General features: G+C 44.2%; 18 protein-coding genes. 14 read left to right on the plus strand and 4 right to left on the minus strand.

Annotation, left to right across the window (positions count from 1 at the left end):
- Positions 1–5 precede the first annotated feature (5 nt).
- From purH to ablB, 4 genes are all read left to right on the plus strand, one after another.
- The gene (gene purH / locus MHI46_RS03370) at positions 6–1,544 is read left to right on the plus strand and encodes a bifunctional phosphoribosylaminoimidazolecarboxamide formyltransferase/IMP cyclohydrolase (RefSeq protein ID WP_025092624.1); all 1,539 of its coding nucleotides are present in this window, start codon (positions 6–8) and stop codon (positions 1,542–1,544) included.
- Between the two features lie 12 nt (positions 1,545–1,556).
- Positions 1,557–2,831, plus strand: a complete 1,275-nt coding sequence (gene purD / locus MHI46_RS03375) for a phosphoribosylamine--glycine ligase (protein WP_025092625.1) — start codon at positions 1,557–1,559, stop codon at positions 2,829–2,831.
- A 111-nt stretch (positions 2,832–2,942) separates the two neighbouring features.
- Entirely contained in the window at positions 2,943–3,137 is a 195-nt protein-coding gene (locus MHI46_RS03380) for a hypothetical protein (RefSeq protein WP_024424515.1), read from the plus strand.
- 21 nt (positions 3,138–3,158) lie between these two features.
- Positions 3,159–4,004, plus strand: a complete 846-nt coding sequence (ablB, locus tag MHI46_RS03385; RefSeq protein WP_056767534.1) for a putative beta-lysine N-acetyltransferase — start codon at positions 3,159–3,161, stop codon at positions 4,002–4,004.
- On the opposite strand, the gene MHI46_RS03390 is transcribed toward ablB, so the two are convergent.
- Positions 3,999–5,657: a PucR family transcriptional regulator gene (locus MHI46_RS03390; RefSeq protein ID WP_185854154.1), complete on the minus strand. Its 1,659-nt coding sequence runs from the start codon at positions 5,655–5,657 to the stop codon at positions 3,999–4,001. The two genes, ablB and MHI46_RS03390, sit on opposite strands and share 6 nt — an antisense overlap.
- A 191-nt stretch (positions 5,658–5,848) precedes the next feature.
- On the opposite strand from MHI46_RS03390, the gene MHI46_RS03395 reads away from it, so the two are divergent.
- From MHI46_RS03395 to MHI46_RS03410, 4 genes are read left to right on the plus strand one after another with little or no spacing between them, the layout of a single operon-like run.
- Positions 5,849–7,213: an aspartate aminotransferase family protein gene (locus MHI46_RS03395; protein ID WP_039176960.1), complete on the plus strand. Its 1,365-nt coding sequence runs from the start codon at positions 5,849–5,851 to the stop codon at positions 7,211–7,213.
- Positions 7,214–7,225: 12 nt separating this feature from the next.
- Positions 7,226–7,912 carry a CoA transferase subunit A gene (locus MHI46_RS03400; RefSeq protein ID WP_260776070.1) on the plus strand — a complete coding sequence of 229 codons (687 nt, stop codon included), beginning with the start codon at positions 7,226–7,228 and terminating at the stop codon, positions 7,910–7,912.
- Positions 7,888–8,553 (plus strand): 3-oxoacid CoA-transferase subunit B, encoded by a 666-nt coding sequence (locus tag MHI46_RS03405; protein WP_041087095.1) that lies wholly within the window; start codon positions 7,888–7,890, stop codon positions 8,551–8,553. The genes MHI46_RS03400 and MHI46_RS03405 overlap by 25 nt, the downstream gene beginning before the upstream one ends.
- 14 nt (positions 8,554–8,567) lie before the next feature.
- Positions 8,568–9,833 carry a peptidase gene (locus MHI46_RS03410; RefSeq protein ID WP_260775417.1) on the plus strand — a complete coding sequence of 422 codons (1,266 nt, stop codon included), beginning with the start codon at positions 8,568–8,570 and terminating at the stop codon, positions 9,831–9,833.
- A 31-nt stretch (positions 9,834–9,864) separates the two neighbouring features.
- Here MHI46_RS03410 and MHI46_RS03415 read toward each other — a convergent pair whose 3' ends face one another.
- Entirely contained in the window at positions 9,865–10,086 is a 222-nt protein-coding gene (locus MHI46_RS03415) for a DUF2892 domain-containing protein (protein ID WP_048240001.1), read from the minus strand.
- A 125-nt stretch (positions 10,087–10,211) separates the two neighbouring features.
- On the opposite strand from MHI46_RS03415, the gene MHI46_RS03420 reads away from it, so the two are divergent.
- Positions 10,212–11,954, plus strand: a complete 1,743-nt coding sequence (locus MHI46_RS03420) for an adenine deaminase C-terminal domain-containing protein (protein ID WP_099662993.1) — start codon at positions 10,212–10,214, stop codon at positions 11,952–11,954.
- A gap of 561 nt (positions 11,955–12,515) precedes the next feature.
- Positions 12,516–12,830: a YerC/YecD family TrpR-related protein gene (locus MHI46_RS03425; protein ID WP_024424524.1), complete on the plus strand. Its 315-nt coding sequence runs from the start codon at positions 12,516–12,518 to the stop codon at positions 12,828–12,830.
- A gap of 241 nt (positions 12,831–13,071) precedes the next feature.
- Here the strand turns inward: MHI46_RS03425 and MHI46_RS03430 are convergent, their stop codons facing one another.
- Positions 13,072–14,652 carry an FMN-binding glutamate synthase family protein gene (locus MHI46_RS03430; protein WP_342503105.1) on the minus strand — a complete coding sequence of 527 codons (1,581 nt, stop codon included), beginning with the start codon at positions 14,650–14,652 and terminating at the stop codon, positions 13,072–13,074.
- A gap of 139 nt (positions 14,653–14,791) precedes the next feature.
- Here MHI46_RS03430 and MHI46_RS03435 point away from each other — a divergent pair, with 139 nt between their 5' ends.
- The gene (locus MHI46_RS03435) at positions 14,792–15,022 is read left to right on the plus strand and encodes a hypothetical protein (protein ID WP_039176971.1); all 231 of its coding nucleotides are present in this window, start codon (positions 14,792–14,794) and stop codon (positions 15,020–15,022) included.
- A gap of 47 nt (positions 15,023–15,069) precedes the next feature.
- Here the strand turns inward: MHI46_RS03435 and MHI46_RS03440 are convergent, their stop codons facing one another.
- Positions 15,070–15,429 (minus strand): DUF2283 domain-containing protein, encoded by a 360-nt coding sequence (locus MHI46_RS03440; protein WP_342503106.1) that lies wholly within the window; start codon positions 15,427–15,429, stop codon positions 15,070–15,072.
- Positions 15,430–15,694: 265 nt separating this feature from the next.
- Here MHI46_RS03440 and MHI46_RS03445 point away from each other — a divergent pair, with 265 nt between their 5' ends.
- Genes MHI46_RS03445 through ligA form a run of 3 tightly spaced genes read left to right on the plus strand, consistent with a single transcriptional unit; the run spans position 15,695 to position 20,718 of the window.
- Positions 15,695–16,387, plus strand: a complete 693-nt coding sequence (locus MHI46_RS03445; protein ID WP_342503107.1) for a heptaprenylglyceryl phosphate synthase — start codon at positions 15,695–15,697, stop codon at positions 16,385–16,387.
- 57 nt (positions 16,388–16,444) lie between these two features.
- Positions 16,445–18,667, plus strand: a complete 2,223-nt coding sequence (pcrA, locus tag MHI46_RS03450) for a DNA helicase PcrA (protein ID WP_047204234.1) — start codon at positions 16,445–16,447, stop codon at positions 18,665–18,667.
- 44 nt (positions 18,668–18,711) lie between these two features.
- Positions 18,712–20,718 carry an NAD-dependent DNA ligase LigA gene (gene ligA, locus MHI46_RS03455; protein WP_058837834.1) on the plus strand — a complete coding sequence of 669 codons (2,007 nt, stop codon included), beginning with the start codon at positions 18,712–18,714 and terminating at the stop codon, positions 20,716–20,718.
- Positions 20,719–20,737: the final 19 nt, after the last annotated feature.

A 20,737-nucleotide genomic window follows, 5' to 3' on the forward strand; every position in this document is an offset into this window, starting at 1 on the left:
AAGGCATGACGATCAAACGCGCATTAATCAGTGTTTCCGATAAAACGAATCTTGTACCTTTTGTGAAAGAATTAACAGAACTTGGCGTTGAAGTGATTTCAACTGGAGGTACACATAAGCTTCTTCAAGAGAACGGCATTGATGTCATTGGAATTTCAGAAGTCACTGGATTCCCTGAAATCATGGACGGACGACTCAAAACACTTCACCCGAACATTCATGGCGGGCTTTTAGCAGTGAGAGAAAACGATGAGCATATGGCACAGATTGAGAAGCATGGCATTCAGCCGATTGATCTTGTTGTCGTGAATCTCTATCCATTCAAAGAGACGATCTCAAAAGACGATGTGACGTATGAAGAAGCGATTGAAAACATTGATATTGGCGGACCGGGAATGCTTCGTGCAGCATCAAAAAACCACCAAGACGTCACAGTGATTGTCGATCCTCGTGACTATGATACAGTCATCCAGCAAATCAAAGAAGGCGGCGTGTCACTCGAGAAAAAACGTGAGCTCGCTGCAAAGGTATTCCGTCATACGGCTGCTTACGATGCTCTGATTGCGGATTACTTAACAAACTTTGTGGGCGAAACAGAGCCAGAACAGTTCACTGTCACGTTTGAGAAAAAACAATCCCTTCGTTATGGAGAAAACCCGCACCAAGCGGCGACTTTCTATGAAAATGCTCTTCCAGCCAAAGGTTCTTTGGCTACTGCAAAGCAATTACATGGAAAAGAACTTTCCTACAACAATATCAAAGATGCAGATGCCGCTCTTCAAATTGTACGTGAATTCACGGAGCCAGCAGCTGTTGCTGTGAAGCATATGAACCCGTGCGGCGTTGGTACAGGAGAAACGATTGCAGAAGCATTTGACCGAGCATTCAAAGCAGATGAGACGTCTATTTTTGGCGGCATTGTGGCACTTAACCGTGAAGTAGACAAACAAACGGCTGAGGTGCTGCATACGATTTTCTTAGAAATTGTCATCGCCCCATCGTTCAGCCAAGAAGCACTTGACGTGTTAACAGCGAAAAAGAATCTTCGTCTATTAACATTAGATGTAGAAGCGGATCTCGGGAAAAAGGAAAAGCAGCTGACAAGTGTCCATGGCGGACTGCTTGTTCAGGATATTGACACGTACGGCTTAGAGGAAGCAACGATTTCTATTCCAACGAAAAGAGAACCAACAGAAGACGAATGGAAAGACTTAAAGCTTGCTTGGAAAGTAGTCAAGCATGTGAAATCAAATGCTATTGTCCTTGCGAAAGATCAAATGACAGCAGGAATCGGTGCTGGTCAAATGAACCGCGTGGGCTCAGCTAACATTGCAATTGAGCAAGCTGGTGAAAAGGCAAAAGGAAGCGCACTAGGCTCTGATGCATTCTTCCCAATGGGCGATACAGTGGAAGCTGCTGCAAAGGCAGGCGTCACAGCGATCATTCAGCCAGGCGGATCTATTCGTGATGAAGAATCGATTCAAAAAGCAGATGAATACGGCATCGCCATGGTCTTCACTGGCGTTAGACATTTCAAACATTAAGGGGATGACAGTGTGAACGTATTAATTATCGGCAGAGGCGGAAGAGAGCATACCATCGCATGGAAAGTGAATCAAAGTGAACTTGTCAGCCAAGTATTTGTCGCACCCGGCAATGATGGAATGACAGATGCTGCGAAGCTTGTACCAATCGACGAAGGCGATCATGAGGCGTTAATTCGTTTTGCAAAAGAAAACGAAATCGGCTTAACCATTGTCGGTCCAGAGGTCCCTTTAATCGCAGGTATCGTTGATGCATTTGAAGAAGCAGGTCTAAAAGTATTTGGACCGAATGCAAAAGCTGCGGTCATTGAAGGCTCAAAGGAATTTGCAAAAGACTTAATGAAGAACTACGATATCCCAACAGCCGCTTACGCTGCTTTTACATCGTTTGAAGAAGCAAAAGCATATGTAGAAGAAAAGGGTGCGCCGATTGTCATTAAAGCAGACGGGCTTGCCGCAGGAAAAGGCGTCACAGTGGCCATGACGCTGGAAGAGGCCGTCGATTGTCTGCATGATTTCTTAGAGGATGAAAAGTTTGGCGATGCAAGTGCATCTGTTGTCATCGAAGAATTTTTAACAGGCGAAGAATTTTCACTCATGGCCTTTGTCAACGGAGAAAAGGTGTACCCGATGGTGATTGCGCAGGATCACAAACGGGCCTTTGAAGATGACAAAGGGCCGAACACTGGCGGAATGGGCGCTTATTCACCAGTTCCGCAAATTTCAGATGAAGTGGTTCAGAAAGCCGTGGAAGATGTTGTGAAACCGGCAGCTCGCGCGATGGTGCAGGAAGGGCGTCCATTTACAGGCATTTTATATGCAGGTTTAATGCTGACACCAGAAGGCTCAAAGGTGATTGAATTCAATGCACGCTTTGGCGACCCTGAAACGCAGGTGGTTCTCCCTCGTCTTGAATCAGATTTAGTCCAAGTATTCCTCGATATTCTTGATGGAAAAGATGTGGACTTACAGTGGAAAGACACTGCGGCTGTCAGTGTGGTTCTTGCATCAGAAGGATACCCAGAAGACTATGCAAAAGGCACACCGATCGGTGCCTTGCAAACGACTGTCTCTGATGTCGTGACCTTCCATGCAGGAACAAAAAAAGAAAACGATCAATTCGTCACAAATGGCGGACGTGTAGCGAATGTGACCGCATTTGACGACACATTTGAAGCGGCAAGATCAAGAGTGTATGAAGCGGTTGAAGAAATCATACAGCCAGGTCTATTTTATCGCCGTGACATCGGTGCCCGTGCACTGAAGGCTGCGGGGAAAAACGTTTAATCAAAACACCTTTCTATCTGATGAGATGGAAAGGTGTTTTTTGTTCATGAGAAGGGATGCCGGCGGAATATGAAGAAGTAGTATGGGATGACGAGTTTATGAGGAGGCAGCATGGTCATTCAAGGAATTATTCTATTTGCAATCGTGTTACTTATTTTATTTATACTGTTCTCAAATCTCATCATGTATGAAGCGAGAAAGCAAAACAAAGCCAAAAAAGGCTCAGCCATTCGGTATATGATCATGTCGATTTTTTCTGGTATCGTCATTGTTTCATTTTCCATTTGGATTTTTTTTATTAGCTGATTTATAAGAGAGGATGAGTATATGGTGCAATTGAAGGAACTTGCGAACAAGCGTTTTTCTGCCTCGATCTGTATTGATTCATTTAATGAGCGAATCCGTTTGGATGACTACAGCGGCAGGGTGCGGGATGTGATTCAGTCGGTTCTTCAGGAAGCGGCAGACTCCAAGGCTTCTAAGGTCATTGTGAAAGTCAGGCGTGAGCATATGCCTCTTTTTTTAGAAAAAGGCTTTCGGCTTGAAGGCGTGTTTTCTCATTATTTTCTTGGAAGTGATGCGTACGGCATGTCGCTCTTTCTGACGGAGGATCGAATGAACAGCCCGTATTGGCTGAAGGAAGATGAAATTGTTGCGTCTATTCAGGAAAAGCCTCTCAAAAAAGACCAAGGCACGTGGCAGGATGAGTATGTGATGCGGAAAGCGGATACGCAGGATATTCACAAGCTGGCAAAGCTCTATGATGCCGTTTTTGAAACGTATCCTACGCCAATGAATGAGCCAGATTACATCCAAAAGGTGATGGAGGAAGGGACCGTCTTTTATGCCGTTGAACATGACGGTCACATTGTGAGTGCAGCATCCGCTGAAATCAATGCGCCGTATGGTCATGCGGAATTAACAGATTGTGCGACCCTTCCATCATACAGAAAACTAGGATTCATGCATCATTTGATTCTAGCACTCGAAAAAGAACTTCAATCCATGCACATCTATGTCTTTTATTCTCTCGCACGTGCACTGTCCTATGGAATGAACCAAGTGTTTTATCAGCTCGGCTATACGTATACCGGGCGTTTCCAAAACAACTGCTATATTTTTGACAAAATTGAAGATATGAATCTATGGGTGAAAACGCCGAATGAATCATGAAATGGTTCTCATCTGATCAAGCAGACCAGATAGGCGGTACGCCATGATACTGAGCTGCAGCTTCATCCGATCATCTGTTGATTTGAGGCTGCAGCCTGTTCTCGTTTCAATTTGTTTCAGCCGGTAGCTTAATGTATGCCTGTGAATAAACAATTCTCCCGCAGATTTTTGAATATTTTCATTGTGTGCCAAATACACTTCGAGTGTATGGATCAGGTCAGCGCCCTGTTTTTTCGTATAAAGCAAGGGACTTAACAGCTCCACGTAAAAGTCATGCAAATTCATACCCGCTTCATTCATTTCAAGCAGCATCCCGTATAAGCCGAGCTTTTGATAATGAATGATGCATTCGTCTGTCTTTAAAAGCGGAAGAAGCCTTGCTGCATACTGCGCTTCCTTCGCGCTTTTTGAAAAGAGACCGATCTGGTCATAGGCTCTCCCAATGCCAATCACAATCGGGTGGACGGGAAAAAAATAAGACCAAGTGCTTCGGCACTCTTCTGCTGCACGATACCACTCCGCTTCTTGAAACGCTTTTTTTCCTGCTGGTGTAAGAACAAAAATGGAATCGAGCCTTGTCTTAAGTAAAAAAGGAATATGTCTGCGTTCAAATATCGACGTGAGTAATTGAGATAGGCGCTGCATCATTTGGTGATCGAGCTGTGTGTGCTGATGCTGAAATTGAAAGTAGATGACCACCTGCTCATCGCTCATATCGTATTGCAGCTTTGTTGCCTGTTCGACCACATAGCTTTCTTCTGTGTATTGCTGCTGCAAAATATCATCTAACAAATGACCTTGCATTTGGTTTTCTGTATCTTGAATGGCTTTTTGCTTCAGCCATTCAATCGCATACACCGCCCCGGCATGCTCGATGGCAATCGCGTCGAGATGATGCCACGCATCCTTTTTCTTTAAAGATACAATAAATCCGAAAATATCGCCCATCGCAATTACTGGGCATGCAGCGAGGACAAACGCACCGCACGTGTCATAAACGAGCCTTCCTTTCTCCTCAGCCTGCTTGAGAAGAGGCGTCGTTTCGATTGGTTCATGATCTGTCAAAAAGCCAAAAGCAGGAGAGTACGTCACTTCATCTTTGATGAGATGAGCTGCTGTTTGCTGTAAAAAAACATCAAGCACAACGATGTTCGCCGAAGTGAGATGTGCCAGCTCATCTGTAATTTGGGTGACATTTTTATTGCTGACATTTAAATGGGTTAGTCTTTGGTGAATGGCTGAAGAATATTTAAGCTGATGGAGCTGGCTGCTGACGATTTGCTCTAGAACGGCTTTTGTAATGTCTGAGAAGTTGACATGTGAAGGAATCTCGATGAGTGGAATGCCGCTGTTTTTGGCAGCTTCGATCAGTGATGCCGGAATTTCCGTTAAGTATACGCCTTTATAAATCGCAATGGCCGATAGACGTTGAGATTGAATCAGCTCCTCAAGCCGGGCACGCCTTTCTAGATTGTCTGCAAGCCCAAAGCCGGTTGTGACGAGCAGCTCCCCTTCTGAAAGCCTTGAAGTATCTTCGATAATTTCCACGATGGTCACCCACTGAATGAGGCGGTCTAGTCCATTTTCCCCAGCAAGCAGCTTTGTTTCCTTCATGATATCGAGCGAGAGTGCATCTTTGACGAGAATCGCCATAGACTCATGACCTCCTTTTGAACACTCTTATACACGATGTATAAAAAATGCGTGTGAAATTCGGGCATGTGGCGAATGGAGGATGACTGCCCTCTTGATTAAGCTAATCTTATAACAAGTATACAAAATTTTCTTGCGATTCATGAAAAAAGAAAGATGCAGCTGCTGACGAGAGAGGGAGGAATGACAAAGTGGAGACCCGGGATTACTTAATCAAACCAATGTTGAATCAGCATTATCCTGTGGCTGTGAAAGGAGAGGGGATTTATTTATATGATCGGGACGGGAAAAAATATTTAGACGGCTCATCGGGTGCTGTCACGGCGAGTATTGGACATGGCATACGAGACATCATTGATGCCATGACAGAGCAAGCGGAAAAGGTGAGCTTTACGTACAGGTCACAATTCACAAATGAACCAGCAGAAGAACTTGCCTATGAATTGAGTACACTCTGCCCAGGGAACCTGAACTGGTCTTTTTTTGTCGGAAGCGGATCAGAGGCAACAGAAACCGCCATGAAAATAGCCATTCAGCATTGGCAGGAGCAGGGGAAGGCTGAGAAGAATCACATCATCTCAAGATGGATGAGTTATCACGGCATCACACTCGGTGCGCTGTCGATGTCAGGACATATTGCAAGGAGAGAGCGCTTTGAACCACTGCTCGAAAAACACCCGGTGCTGTCTCCGCCATACAGCTATCGTTCGTGGCTGCCAAAGGAAGAAAGCAAGCAGGTCGAATGGTATGTACAGGAATTTAAAACCGTCATCCAGCGTATAGGAAAAGAGAGGATTGCGGCTTTTATTGCAGAGCCGATTGTTGGAGCAGCGGGCGCGGCGCTTGTTCCGCCAGATGGATATTTTGCGGCGATGAAGCGAGTTTGTGAGGAAAACGATATTTTAATGATTGCAGATGAAGTCATGACAGGCTTTGGACGAACTGGGAAAATGTTTGCCATGGAACATTGGGGCGTCGTACCAGATATTATGGTACTCGGAAAAGGCATGAGCGCCGGCTATTCACCGATTGCGGCAGCTGTCTCAGCGGATCATGTGATTGCACCGATTCTCAGCGGTTCGGGCTCTGTGATGGCAGGCCACACTTATAGCGGCAATCCGCTTTCAGCAGCCGTCTCACTGGCTGTCATTCGATATATGAAAAAACACCAGCTTTCAGAACGGGCTGATCTGTCTGGCCGATATTTAATGAATGCTTTAAAGGATTTGCAAACAAATCATTCCATCATAGGAGATGTGAGAGGAAAGGGGCTGCTCATTGGCATTGAATTTGTCGCAGACCGATTATCGAAAACACCATTTCCTGCTCATGCTCAAATGACACATTTAGTTGTGGAGACGGCCAAGCAAAATGGTTTGCTTGTTTACCCAGCAAGCGCTGGAGAGGATGGTGTAGGAGGTGCAGCGGTCATGATCGCACCGCCGCTTTCCATTACGCAGCAGGAGATGGATGAACTGATTCATTTATTCGGGCAGACAATGACGCAGGTCGAGCAAGAAGTCATCAATCGAGGGTTTTTCCCATCTGCCATGTAGGGAGGAAAGATGATGAACAAAACAGCGAACTTAGATCAAGTCATCACGCATTTTAGAGACGGAATGACCATTATGTTTGGCGGGTTTGGCGGTGTGGGGTCCCCGCCATCATTGATCGATGCCATCCTAGAAGCCAATATTAAAGACCTGACATTGATCGGAAACGATGCAGGCTTCCCGCAAATCGGTGTTGGCAGGCTGATCACAGAAGGAAGAGTGAAGAAAATCATTGCCTCTCATATTGGCTCAAATCCAATTGCCGGGCAGAAAATGCAGGCAGATACACTAGACGTTCTTTTTTACCCGCAGGGCATCCTAGCAGAAAAGATCAGGGCAGGGGGGATGGGTTTAGCGGGCATTGTGACAGATGTCGGCATGGATAGCCTCAATCTTGATGAGAAACAATTGGTTCAGCTGGATGGAAAGAAGTATATTCTTGAGCCTGCACTGACCGCGGATATCGCGATTGTGAATGCCCTCAAAGCAGATGAAGCAGGGAACCTGATTTTTGATAAAAGTGCACGGAATACAAACCCGATTGTGGCGATGGCAGGAGACTGGACCATTGCAGAAGTAGAAGAGATTGTGCCTGTGGGCAGGCTTCATCCAGAGGAAATTGTGACGCCAGGCGTATTTGTGAACCAGATCGTGCAATCAAAAGGAGTGAACTGGACATGGGCATGGGAGACATCGATTTAAGACACCGCATAGCCAAACGTGCGGCACAGGAAATTGAAGATGGGATGATCGTCAATCTTGGGATCGGCATCCCAACCCTTGCAGCTGAATACATCCCACCACATTACGAGGTGTGGCTGCATGCAGAAAACGGCATTATGGGAGCAGGCGCTTCACCAGCACGAGGGGAAGAAGATCCGAATTTGTGCAATGCCGGAGGTTTCCCAATTACATTAACAAAAGGCGGCTCATATATGGACAGCACAACCGCTTTTGGCATCATTCGCAAAGGGATGCTGGATATGACGATTTTAGGTGCACTTGAAGTCAGCAGTCAGGGGGATCTTGCGAATTGGATTGTACCGGGTAAACGAGTACCGGGTATGGGCGGAGCGATTGAACTCGCGCAAAAAGCGAAAAAGGTAGTGGTCGTGATGAGCCACCTTGATAAACACGGACAATCTAAGATAAAAGCCGCCTGCACGCTGCCTTTAACAGCTAAGTCTTGTGTGGATCTGATTATTACAGATATGGCAGTCATTGAGGTCAAATCACAGCTGCTCATTTTGCGTGAAGTCATGCCGCCGTTTCAGCCGGAAGATGTCATGAGGGCGACAGAGGCGCCGCTCATTTTAGCGCCTGATGTCAAATCTGTTGTGTAGAAAGGATGACTGACTTGCAGCCAACCACACGTATCAGAAACTGGATGAAAGAGCATAAGGAGGAAGCCGTAACGCTTCTTCAGCAAATGGTGCAATGTGACAGCACACAAGGGAATGAGCAAGAAGTACAGCAAATCGTAGCAAATAAACTTTCTGCCATTGGCTTTGATGTCGACATATGGGACATTGGCGGAGATGACTTGCTGAACCACCCGTATTTTTATTCCCCGAGGCGTTCTTTTAAAGGAAGTCCTAATGTCGCCGGACGATTGAAAGGAAAAGGCGGCGGCAAATCTATTTTATTAAATGGGCATGTGGATGTTGTCCCAGCAGGAGATCACAAACAATGGACATATCCGCCCTACAGCGGGCATATCATAAACGGGAGACTTTATGGACGCGGGGCAACAGATATGAAAGGTGGAAACGTTTCTTTACTCTTTGCACTTGAGGCACTGCATGCGCTTCAGATTCCGCTGAAGGGAGATGTCGTGTTTCATAGTGTTGTCGAAGAAGAGAGCGGCGGTGCAGGCACCCTTGCAGCCATACTGAAAGGATATACAGCAGATGCAGCCATCATTCCAGAGCCAAGTCATATGAAAATCTTTCCGATTCAGCAAGGATCTAAATGGTTCAGACTGCATATTAAAGGAAGGGCTGCTCATGGCGGAACAAGATATCACGGCGTTTCTGCTATTGAAAAGAGTACGATTGTCCTTTCACATATAGCAGCACTAGAAGAAGAAAGAAATCAGCGAATCACGGAGCCGCTGTTTCAGCATATCCCAATTCCGATTCCGATCAATATCGGGAAAATTCAAGGTGGTGATTGGCCATCCTCTGTAGCAGACCTTGTCACAATGGAAGGCAGGCTCGGGGTGATGCCGGGTGAAACGGTAGAACAGGCAGAGAAGGAACTAGAAAATTGGATGGCAGAACTCGGAGAAAAAGATGAATGGTTCCATGAACATCCTGTTGAGGTCGAATGGTTTGGTGCAAGGTGGCTTCCGGGTTCAATCGATACGGATCATCCGCTTTTAGGTTTATTGAAGGAACAATATGAAGCGGTCATGAAGAAGCCGCCGAAGATCGAAGCCGCCCCTTGGGGAACGGACGGCGGATTACTGTCACAGGCAGCAGGTATTCCCATTATCGTGTTTGGACCTGGAACAACAGAGCTTGCCCATTTTCCGAATGAATCTATCGACATTGATCATGTGATAGAAGCAGCAGAAATTATTGCAAGGACAATGATCGAATGGTGTGAAGCAGCGGAATGAGATGAAATGAACATAAAAAAAGAAGGCTGCCTTACTCAGCCTTCTCTTTATGTGTGTCCTGCTGCTCACACATATATGTCACTGGACAAAAACGAAGAATGCCAGATCCTAGTTTCATACCGCCAAACATGATGCCGAAAAGCAGCATTTTACTCCATGGTTTTCTAGCATATAAGGATCCAGCTACAGTACATATTGTCATTCCGCAGGCAATTCTAATGAGCGCTTCCATTAAGCCGAGATTAGGTTTCATTGAAGGTGAATCTCCTTTTTTAAATTATTTTAAGTGTGATTTCAAGAAATTGTAACGTTTCATTAATGCGTAACGTGGTTCGTTATGTTACGATAGGGCTAATACAAATGAAGGAGAGTATGTGAATGTCCGAACGTACTTTTAATTGGAGAAATAATGACATCCGCACACAAATCGATGTAGTCGACTCAAAAATAGTTCCAACACTCCTTTTAACGAATGGACTCGTGCTTAACCCGTTTTTGAAGCAATGGGTGAAGGCAAATATTTGGATACATGATGATCGAATTGTTTATGTCGGAGCAGAGCTTCCTCAAAATAAATCAGCTAAACGTGTGATTGATTGTGAAGGGAAATACATTGTGCCTGGGTATATAGAGCCTCACGCGCACCCGTTCCATATTTATAATCCCCAATCACTTGCAGAATATGTGTCTCAATTTGGCACAACAACAATGGTCAGCGATAACTTATTTCTTCTTTTGCAAAGCAATGAAAAGAAAGCGCTTTCCACTCTATGTGAATTAAAAAAGCAGCCATTTCAGTATTTTTGGTGGTCCAGATACGATCTTCAAACGGAAGTCAGATATGAAGATGAGATGCTGCCAGTCAACTACCGGAAGGAATGGATTGATCATCCTGACGTCCTTCAAGGCGGCGAATTAACAAGCTGGCCAAGATTGATGGACGGTGATGATCTCATTTTATATTGCATGCAAGAAACGAAGAAGCAGAGAAAACGAATTGAAGGGCATTTCCCCGGAGCTTCTGAGAAAACGCTAACAAAAATGAAGCTGTTTGGCGCGGACAGTGATCATGAAGCGATGAATGCGGACGATGTGTTAAAACGCCTGTCCCTTGGCTATCATGTTTCATTGCGGCATTCTTCCATCCGCCCAGATTTAGTGAATATTTTAAGAGAATTGCATGAGCGTGATTTTAGACACTATGACCACTTTTTCTATACAACAGATGGTGCTGCTCCTCACTTTTATGAGGAAGGCATGATTAACCGCTTGATTTCGATCGCCCTTGAAGAAGGCGTGCCGATCATTGATGCGTATAATATGGCGACATTTAACATTGCAAAATACCATCAAATTGATGACTTATTAGGCGTTGTCGGTCCTGGACGGCTGGCTTCTTTGAATATTTTAGATGATCCAATGAACCCAAATCCTGAAACGGTCATATCTAAAGGGGTTATCCTCAAATTAGATGGCGAGAACCAGCATCAATTCCAAGAAACAAAATGGGAAAATGGCGGGCTTCTTCCATTAGATTTGGGGTATGATCTGACGATGAGTGATTTGCAATTCTCTATGCCGCTAGGTGTGAAGATGAGAAATGCCGTCATCATGGAGCCTTATACAGTGGAAATTGATAACTCAATCAACCAGCTGTCATGTGATCATGATCAAAGCTTCTTTAGCCTGATTGACCGAAAAGGCGAGTGGCGTGTGAATACGATGCTAAAAGGATTCGCAAACAAAGTGCAAGGCTTTGTCAGCTCATTTTCGCTCACGGGTGACATTTTAGTGATCGGGAAAAATAAAGAGGATATGATGCTGGCACATAAGCGGATGAAAGAAATTGGCGGGGGAATCGTCCTCACAGAGAACGGGAAAATTTTGCATGAAATCCCGTTGCAATTATCAGGCTGTGCATCGGCTGAACCATTTGAGACTGTTCTTCAGCAGGAACAAACATTACGCGAGCTGCTCATTGAGCGCGGCTATCCATTTGACTGCCCAATTGATACACTTGTCTTTTTCCAAAGTACACATTTGCCATATATTCGAGTGACGCCAAGAGGAATATTTGATGTCATGAAAAAAACTGTACTCTTTCCGTCTATAATGCGTTAAAATATAACAGAGTGGAGCTGTATCATCTTTGCCGCATTTCTGACTGCTGTTATAGGGCAGAAGTGAGCTATGGTTCTCTTCACTGCCATGTAAGTGATCATGATCTTATGTGGAGCTGTTGACAAAGCAGAGGGCTTTGACATGACGAATGAAGTACTCTAATTGTAAAATGATTCTGTCGGTTACGCTGACCGGCCAACATATTTTGAATGATCGAGCAAGGCGGGGCGCATATTTGTGGGTCTCGCTGAGCTTTCCGCAAAGTCTATATATTAGGGCAGAAGACCTAACCAAGCAGAAGTCATCTTTATACCGGAAGCAAACAAGTTTGTCAGATTGTCATACAAGGAAAATGACAGAACTTGTCGAATTTGTTTACGATAAAGAAGCTTCGGCTTACGAAAGAACCTGACGGCATTTTCAGCGTAGAACCAAACCTGTCATGATCTGTTCAAAGCTCATTGCTGAGGTTTTAAAAAAATTAGTCAGGAAAGATACCGCTTTCTTAGAAGAAGATCGTGCGAAGCGGTGTGGCAATAGTAAAGGAGAAGATGTATTAAGATGCAAATTGATAAATTAAGGGGCAAAAGTTTAGATCAGTTATTCAACTCCATCTTATCCCTTAAAGACCTGGAAGAATGTTATCGATTCTTTGATGATTTGTGTACCATCAATGAAATTCAATCTTTATCACAGCGTCTTGAAGTAGCACGTATGCTTCGCGAGGGAAACACGTATCATAAAATTGAGACGGAAACAGGTGCAAGCACTGCAACCATCTCACGTGTCAAACGCTGCTTGAACTACGGCAACGATGCCTATACGATGGCACTTGACCGCGTAGCCGAACAGCAGGAAAATAACGAAACAAAATAATGCAGCTTTCACTGTAAACAATCCTTTTCACGAAAAATGGACTTGTTTGCAGTTTTTTTATGAAAAGCGGGCAGGGACTGATAAATTGTCCCTGTTTTTTTAATTTAGCTCGCCCATAAACCATCTTTCTCATTCATAGGAGATGTCATCTTCGTTTGAGATGATTTTCTTAAACTCTACTGTTTGCTAACTTTATACGAAAATGTTAATAAAAAAAGGTGCGTTTCCGCACCTTTTCAAGCTAGACAGATGGCTGTGTGCCTGAGAACATCGGCACTTCGCTTGTCTCGCCATTCTCTTGTCTAAAAATAATATGTTTTTCATTAAAATGAATAGGCGATTCTATTCCCGCAGCTGCGGATAAGTTAAACAAACCTTCTCTAAGAGACAGGATATAATTGCACACTCGGTATTTTTTTTCTTCAATTGATAAACCCTTTTGCAGCTTTGGATCAGTCGTGGCGACCCCGACTGGGCATATATTCGTGTGGCAGACTTGGGCGCGAATGCATCCGACTGAAAACATGAGACCTCTAGCAATATTCACAAAGTCAGCTCCCATTGAAAGGGCAATCGCAATTTTATCTGGCGATAGAAGCTTGCCAGAAGCAAAGAGCTTTACCTGATCTCTGACACCGTATTCTTTCAAAATTTGATGAACCATAGGGAGTGCCGTGAAAATTGGCAGCCCTGCGGAATCCGCCAATTCATGAAAGGACGCCCCTGTACCGCCTTCTCCGCCATCAACTGTAATGAAATCAGGGTGTTTCCCGCTTTTTTTCATATAGCTGGCAAGCTCTTCAATATTTTCTTTATGCCCGACAACAAGTTTGATTCCAACTGGCTTTCCGCCTATACTCCGCAGCTCCTCAATGAAATCAAACATGTCAGGAATGGAGTGGAACATCTCAAAGCGGTTTGGGCTGTCAATGGATTGGTGAGGCGGTAATTTACGGATATTCGCAATTTCTTCCGTTACTTTTTCGCCGTCAATATGACCGCCGCGTGTTTTTGCTCCTTGTGCCAGCTTGAGTTCAAAGGCTTTGACTTCCTCGTGCTCGCTTTTTTTCTTGAATTCTTCAAAGGAAAATGCGCCATCCTCTGTTCTAACGCCAAATAAACCGGGCCCAATCTGACAAATGATATCTGCGCCGCCTTTGAGGTGATAAGGAGAAAGCCCGCCTTCACCTGTGTTCATCCACGTACCGCCGGCCATTTTTAATCCTGAGGATAAAGCTGTAATGGCCCTGTCGCCTAAGGAGCCGTAGCTCATAGCGGATTGACCGATCAGTCCTTTCACATGGAAAGGCTTTTGACATGTGTGTTCGCCAATGACTTGTACATCCTCTTGATGGAGAAAATAAGGATTTGCTTCGACTTCTTTGAAATGTTCACTTCTTCGCAGTAAATTGTCTTGATCAATTTGATACACTTTCGTTTTGATTTTTTCAGATTGATCGATTCGTAGTTCATCTCGCTGCTTTGGAAACAGGACGTTTCGAATGTAATAGCCTGGCTTGTCAAAATCACGTTTTGATCCAAAGCCCATCGTCCGGCTTTTGTACTTTCCTGACATGACCGCCTGCTCGTATTCTCTTCTTGAGAAGGGCAGCTCCTCTCGGTCATTCAGAAACAGATATTGGCGAAGCTCAGGTCCTATTTTTTCAAAGATAAACCGCAGCTTTCCAATGACCGGATAATTTCGCAGAACTGAATGTTCTTCTTGTTTTTCATCCCTCATCCAAATCCAGATCAATAGAATGATTGGGATAATCAAAAAAATGATTAGCAATGTGCCGATGATCATTAAGGTTGTGGTCATGAAGATCCCCTCTTTTCTCTTTCATTGCTGTTGTTATTCCACTTTTCATAAAAAGAGAAACCACATCAACATATTGTGACGTTTAGAAATGAAAAGGCGGGGTAACTTACAAATAAGATCATAAGGGGAGGGAACATACATGAATAAGCGTCCAAATGCGTATGTACTTGCAGGATTAGGGGTTGGAGGAGCTGTGTTATTAGCCGTAAAAAATAAACAGCATCTGAAAAAATGGGCAAGCATGTTCCGGTCAGATGAAAAGGTTCCTGAAAAAGCCGGCCACCCAGATCCATTAGATATCCAAGACAACAAGATGGTCGACGAAGGGGCCATGACATCCGTCCATTATTTTAATGAAGCGAGACAATAGTTTGAAAAAAACCGTTTTGAAAGATCAAAACGGTTTTTTCTTGTCTATCATTTGATGTTATATCGAAGAGGATCGACAATGGTAAAACCGATCAGCCCTTTGTGATCAGGTGTCGAGAATTGGAATTCAATGCCTGACAGATGATAGGTTGAGAGAACTTCCTGATCCGTCAAACGTAAAGAAAGATGATCCTCATAAACCGGTGCATTCCGCAGCACTTCGGATTCTTCTGCAAATAACTCCAAGCCAGCCACCCGGCCCTCTTTGTCGATATCTACATTGATACATTCATTGACATCTAATTCAATGGTTTCTTTGATTTTCAAACGCTCCGATTGCGGGGTGATATAGATGTATCCGATATCTATACTTTGTTCATATGTAATCGTTCTTTTCAAAAGAGTCACCTCTGTTCAATAGATCTTTTTTAAATCTATAGTAAAATATTCCTTTATTGTATAATAGCATGTGACAAAGTGCCAAAATATCAACCTCTTTCAGCTCCTCTTCAAGTGGATTTTTTCATCTATTCTCCAGCCATTTTATCTAAAGTCACAATCGCTCATTTTCAAAAGAATGAAACTTTTAGCTGAAGGAGGTTACCCATTTTTTGCGGCCTTTGATTTTGTTATAATATTTAAATGGAATGAAACGAATGGAGGAACGTTTTTCATGTATGATGTTACCGAGTGGAAGCATGTCTTTAAACTCGATCCAAATAAAGAAATCTCCGATGAACAGCTAGAAGCGATTTGCGAATCTGGGACGGATGCCATATTGATTGGCGGCAGTGACAATGTGACAGAGGACGATGTGCTTCAATTGATGTCAAAGGTCCGCCGGTTTCTAGTTCCTTGTGTGCTCGAAATCTCAACACATGAGATGATTGTGCCGGGCTTCGATCTGTATTTCATCCCGACCGTTTTAAACAGCTCTCATCCTGACTGGATTGTTGGGCTTCATAAGGACGCGATGAAGGAATTCGGTGATTTGATGTCAATGGAAGAGATTGTGCCTGAAGGCTATGTCATCTTAAATGAAGATTGTAAAGCGGCCAAGCTCACAGAGGCAAATACAGCGCTGGATATCGATGACGTCAGGGCATATGCAAGAGTGGCAGAGCATTTGATGAAGCTGCCCATTTTTTATCTGGAATACAGCGGAACGCTTGGAGACATAGAGCTTGTCAAAGAAACAAAAGCAGTGCTTGATGAAACAGTTCTTTTTTATGGCGGCGGCATCGAGAACGCTAAGCAGGCAAAAGACTTCTCCCAGCATGCAGACGTCGTGGTTGTAGGAAACGTCATTTATGACAATTTCAAAGAAGCATTAAAGACAGTGGATGCAGTCAAAAAGTCATCATAGTCAAATAAGATGAAACGGGTTAAAATAGAACATAAGTTCGAATTGGCGGTGAATGGAATGAATGAAATATCGAATCATCTATTAGAAGGGCTGAATGACGCGCAGAGGGAAGCGGTCAAAGCAACAGACGGGCCTTTGCTGTTGATGGCAGGAGCAGGAAGCGGGAAGACACGGGTGCTCACACATCGAATTGCCTACTTAATGGCAGAAAAGCATGTGGCGCCGTGGAACATTTTAGCGATTACATTTACAAATAAAGCAGCACGTGAAATGCGTGAACGTGTCCAGGCTATTTTAGGACCTGGCGCGGATGACATCTGGATTTCTACGTTCCACAGCATGTGTGTCCGTATTTTAAGACGCGATATTGACCGCATTGGTGTGAATCGCAACTTCTCTATTTTAGACACATCTGATCAGCTTTCAGTCATTAAAAACATTTTAAAAGAACGGAACATCGATCCTAAAAAGTTCGATCCACGCAGCATTTTAGGATCGATCAGCAGTGCAAAAAACGAACTCATTGACGCAGAGGAATACGCCAAAACAGCCGGTGATTTCTATGATCAAGTGGTGAGCGATGTCTATACAGATTATCAAAAGCGTTTACTCAAAAACCAATCACTCGACTTTGATGATTTAATTATGATGACAATTCGTCTGTTTGAGCGCATCCCTGAAGTGTTAGAGCACTATCAGCGGAAATTCCAATACATTCATGTGGATGAGTATCAGGATACGAACAGAGCGCAGTACATGCTTGTGAAACTGCTCGCGCAGCGTTTTCAAAATATATGTGTTGTCGGTGACTCGGACCAGTCTATTTATCGCTGGCGCGGAGCGGATATTACAAACATTCTCTCCTTTGAAAAAGATTATCCATCCAGTGAAGTGATTCTGCTTGAGCAAAATTACAGATCGACGAAACGCATTTTGCATGCCGCAAATACGGTGATTCAAAACAATGCAAACCGAAAGCCGAAAAATCTTTGGACAGAAAATGATGAAGGGGCGAAGATTGCCTATTACCGTGCAGATAATGAATTCGGTGAGGGACAATTTGTCGCAGGAAAGATTCGTCAGCTTCATCAAAGCGGAAAGCGTAAATTATCCGATTTTGCGATCCTTTACCGAACAAATGCCCAGTCTCGTGTCATAGAGGAAACGTTAATGAAAGCCAACATTCAATACAACATTGTCGGCGGCACGAAGTTCTATGACAGAAAAGAGATCAAAGACATCTTGGCATACTTACGCCTAGTGGCAAACCCAGATGACGATATTAGTTTTGCACGAATTGTCAACGTACCAAAGCGCGGAATCGGTGCGACATCTGTTGATAAAATTGCAGCATATGCGGAGATGAATGATCTGTCTATGTTTGAAGCACTTGGTCAGGTGGATTTCATTGGACTGAGTGCACGAGCAGCCAATGCGCTTGATGAGTTCAAACAGCTCATTGATCAAATGACGAACATGCAGGATTATTTATCTGTCACAGAATTAACAGAAGAAATTTTAGAGAAAACAGGCTATCGTGAAGCGCTTAAGCTTGAAAAAACGATTGAAGCACAAAGCCGCTTAGAAAATATTGACGAGTTTTTATCCGTCACGAAGAACTTTGAAGAACAAAATGAAGACAAGTCACTTGTGACCTTCCTGACAGATCTTGCCCTCGTCGCAGATATTGATAAGCTGGATGAAAATGAAGAAGAAGATCAGGATGCTGTCATCTTAATGACACTTCACGCCGCAAAAGGTTTGGAATTCCCTGTTGTTTTCTTAATGGGAATGGAGGAGGGTGTCTTCCCGCACAGCCGTTCATTAATGGAAGATGCAGAGATGGAAGAAGAGCGCCGCCTCGCTTATGTAGGCATCACACGGGCTGAAGAAGAGCTTTATTTATCAAGTGCGAAAATGAGAACACTTTTCGGCCGGACGAACATGAACCTTGAATCAAGATTTATTCGAGAAATACCAGCCGATTTATTGGACAACCTAAATGAGAAAAAAGAAACAAAAACACCGTTTGGCCAAACAAGAGAAAGACCGCAAAGACGGGGACCTGTCTCACGTCCGCAAACACAAACCATTCAAAACACAGGCGGTGGCAGTATTGGCTGGGCTGTGGGCGATAAAGCGGCCCATAAAAAATGGGGCGTTGGTACGGTTGTGAGTGTGAAAGGCAGCGGAGACAGCACAGAGCTTGATATTGCGTTCCCAAGCCCTACAGGCATTAAGCGTCTTCTCGCAGCATTTGCACCAATCGAGAAGCAATAAACTGATAGGACTGACAAAACGGATGAATTGAAAGGAAGAAGCAGATGGATAAAGAAGCAGCGAAACGCCGGATCGAGGAACTGCACCAGATTTTGAATCAATACAACTACGAATATCATACACTTGATCGTCCAAGTGTTCCTGACGCTGAATATGATGCGCGGATGCGTGAGCTGATCTCTTTGGAGGAAGAGCACCCTGACTTAAAAGCAGCGGATTCTCCTTCACAAAGAGTGGGCGGTGCTGTTTTAGACGCCTTTCAAAAAGTGCGTCACGGCACACCAATGCTCAGCCTTGGGAATGCGTTTAATGAACAGGACCTTCTTGATTTTGACCGCCGGGTTCGTCAAGCAGTCGGTGACGATATCGCATACAATGTCGAGCTGAAAATTGATGGACTCGCTGTTTCTCTCCGTTATGAAAATGGCGTGTTTGTCCGAGGAGCGACGCGCGGCGATGGAACAACGGGTGAGGATATTACTGAAAATCTCAAAACGATTCGTTCCATCCCGCTTAAAATCAAACGCCCTCTGTCGATTGAAGTGAGAGGCGAGGCATTTATGCCAAAACCTTCTTTTGAAGCATTAAATGAAAAAAGAATACAAAACGAAGAAGAGCCGTTTGCAAACCCGCGTAATGCGGCTGCAGGTTCACTTCGTCAGCTTGATACGAAAATTGCAGCGAAACGAAACCTTGATATATTCGTCTACAGTATAGCGGAGCTTGATGAAATTGGTGTTGAAACGCAAAGTGCAGGACTTGATTTTCTCGACGAACTTGGCTTTAAAACAAACAAAGAAAGAAGAATGTGCCAAACGATCGAAGAAGTCATCGACCTCATTGAAACATTAAAAATAAAGCGTGCCGATTTTTCATATGAAATCGATGGAATCGTTATTAAAGTCGATTCACTCGCTCAGCAGGAAGAACTCGGCTTCACGGCAAAAAGCCCGCGCTGGGCGGTTGCGTATAAGTTTCCGGCTGAAGAGGTCGTAACGAAGCTACTTGATATTGAACTAAGTGTCGGACGTACAGGCGTGATTACACCAACAGCGATTCTTGAGCCTGTCAAAGTAGCAGGGACGACAGTGCAGCGTGCATCTCTTCATAATGAAGATTTGATCAAAGAAAAGGATATTCGCTATTTTGATCAAGTGATTGTGAAAAAAGCCGGGGATATTATTCCTGAAGTCGCAGGTGTCCTTGTTGATCAGCGTACAGGCGAAGAAAAGCCGTTTCACATGCCAACTGAATGTCCAGAGTGTCATAGTGAGCTGGTGCGAATCGAAGGCGAAGTGGCCTTGCGATGCATCAACCCAGAATGTCCTGCCCAAATACGTGAGGGGCTCATTCACTTCGTTTCTCGTAATGCAATGAATATTGATGGACTTGGCGAGCGGGTCATTACACAGCTCTTCAAGGAACAGCTCGTTTCTCGTGTGTCCGACCTTTATCGATTAACGAAAGAAGAGCTCATTCAGCTTGAACGAATGGGCGAAAAATCTGTCGACAATTTACTGCGTTCAATTGAACAATCGAAAGAAAACTCTCTTGAGCGTTTACTATTTGGACTCGGTATTCGATTTATTGGTTCAAAAGCGGCAAAGACCTTGGCGATGCATTTCGAAAACATCGATCAATTAAAGCAAGCGACGAAAGAACAATTACTTGAAGTCGACGAAATCGGTGAAAAAATGGCTGATGCCGTCGTCACGTACTTTGAGAAAGAAGAAATACTCGATCTGCTGAACGAACTAAAAGAGCTCGGAGTCAATATGACCTACACAGGGCCAAAGCCGGTAAAAGCAGAAGAAAGTGATTCCTACTTTGCAGGAAAAACCATTGTGCTGACAGGAAAATTAGAAGAAATGGCTCGAAACGATGCAAAAGCAGCGATCGAAGCATTAGGCGGAAAGCTGGCAGGCAGTGTGAGTAAAAAAACAGATCTAGTCATTGCCGGAGAAGCAGCGGGAAGTAAGCTGACAAAGGCAGAAGAACTCAATATTGAAATTTGGGACGAAGCTAAAATGCTCGAGGAGCTAAAGAAATAAGAGGAGTGTTTTCTATTGA

It is taken from the genome of Bacillus sp. FSL K6-1000 (assembly GCF_038630785.1).
GTDB classification, from domain to species: domain Bacteria; phylum Bacillota; class Bacilli; order Bacillales; family Bacillaceae; genus Bacillus; species Bacillus safensis.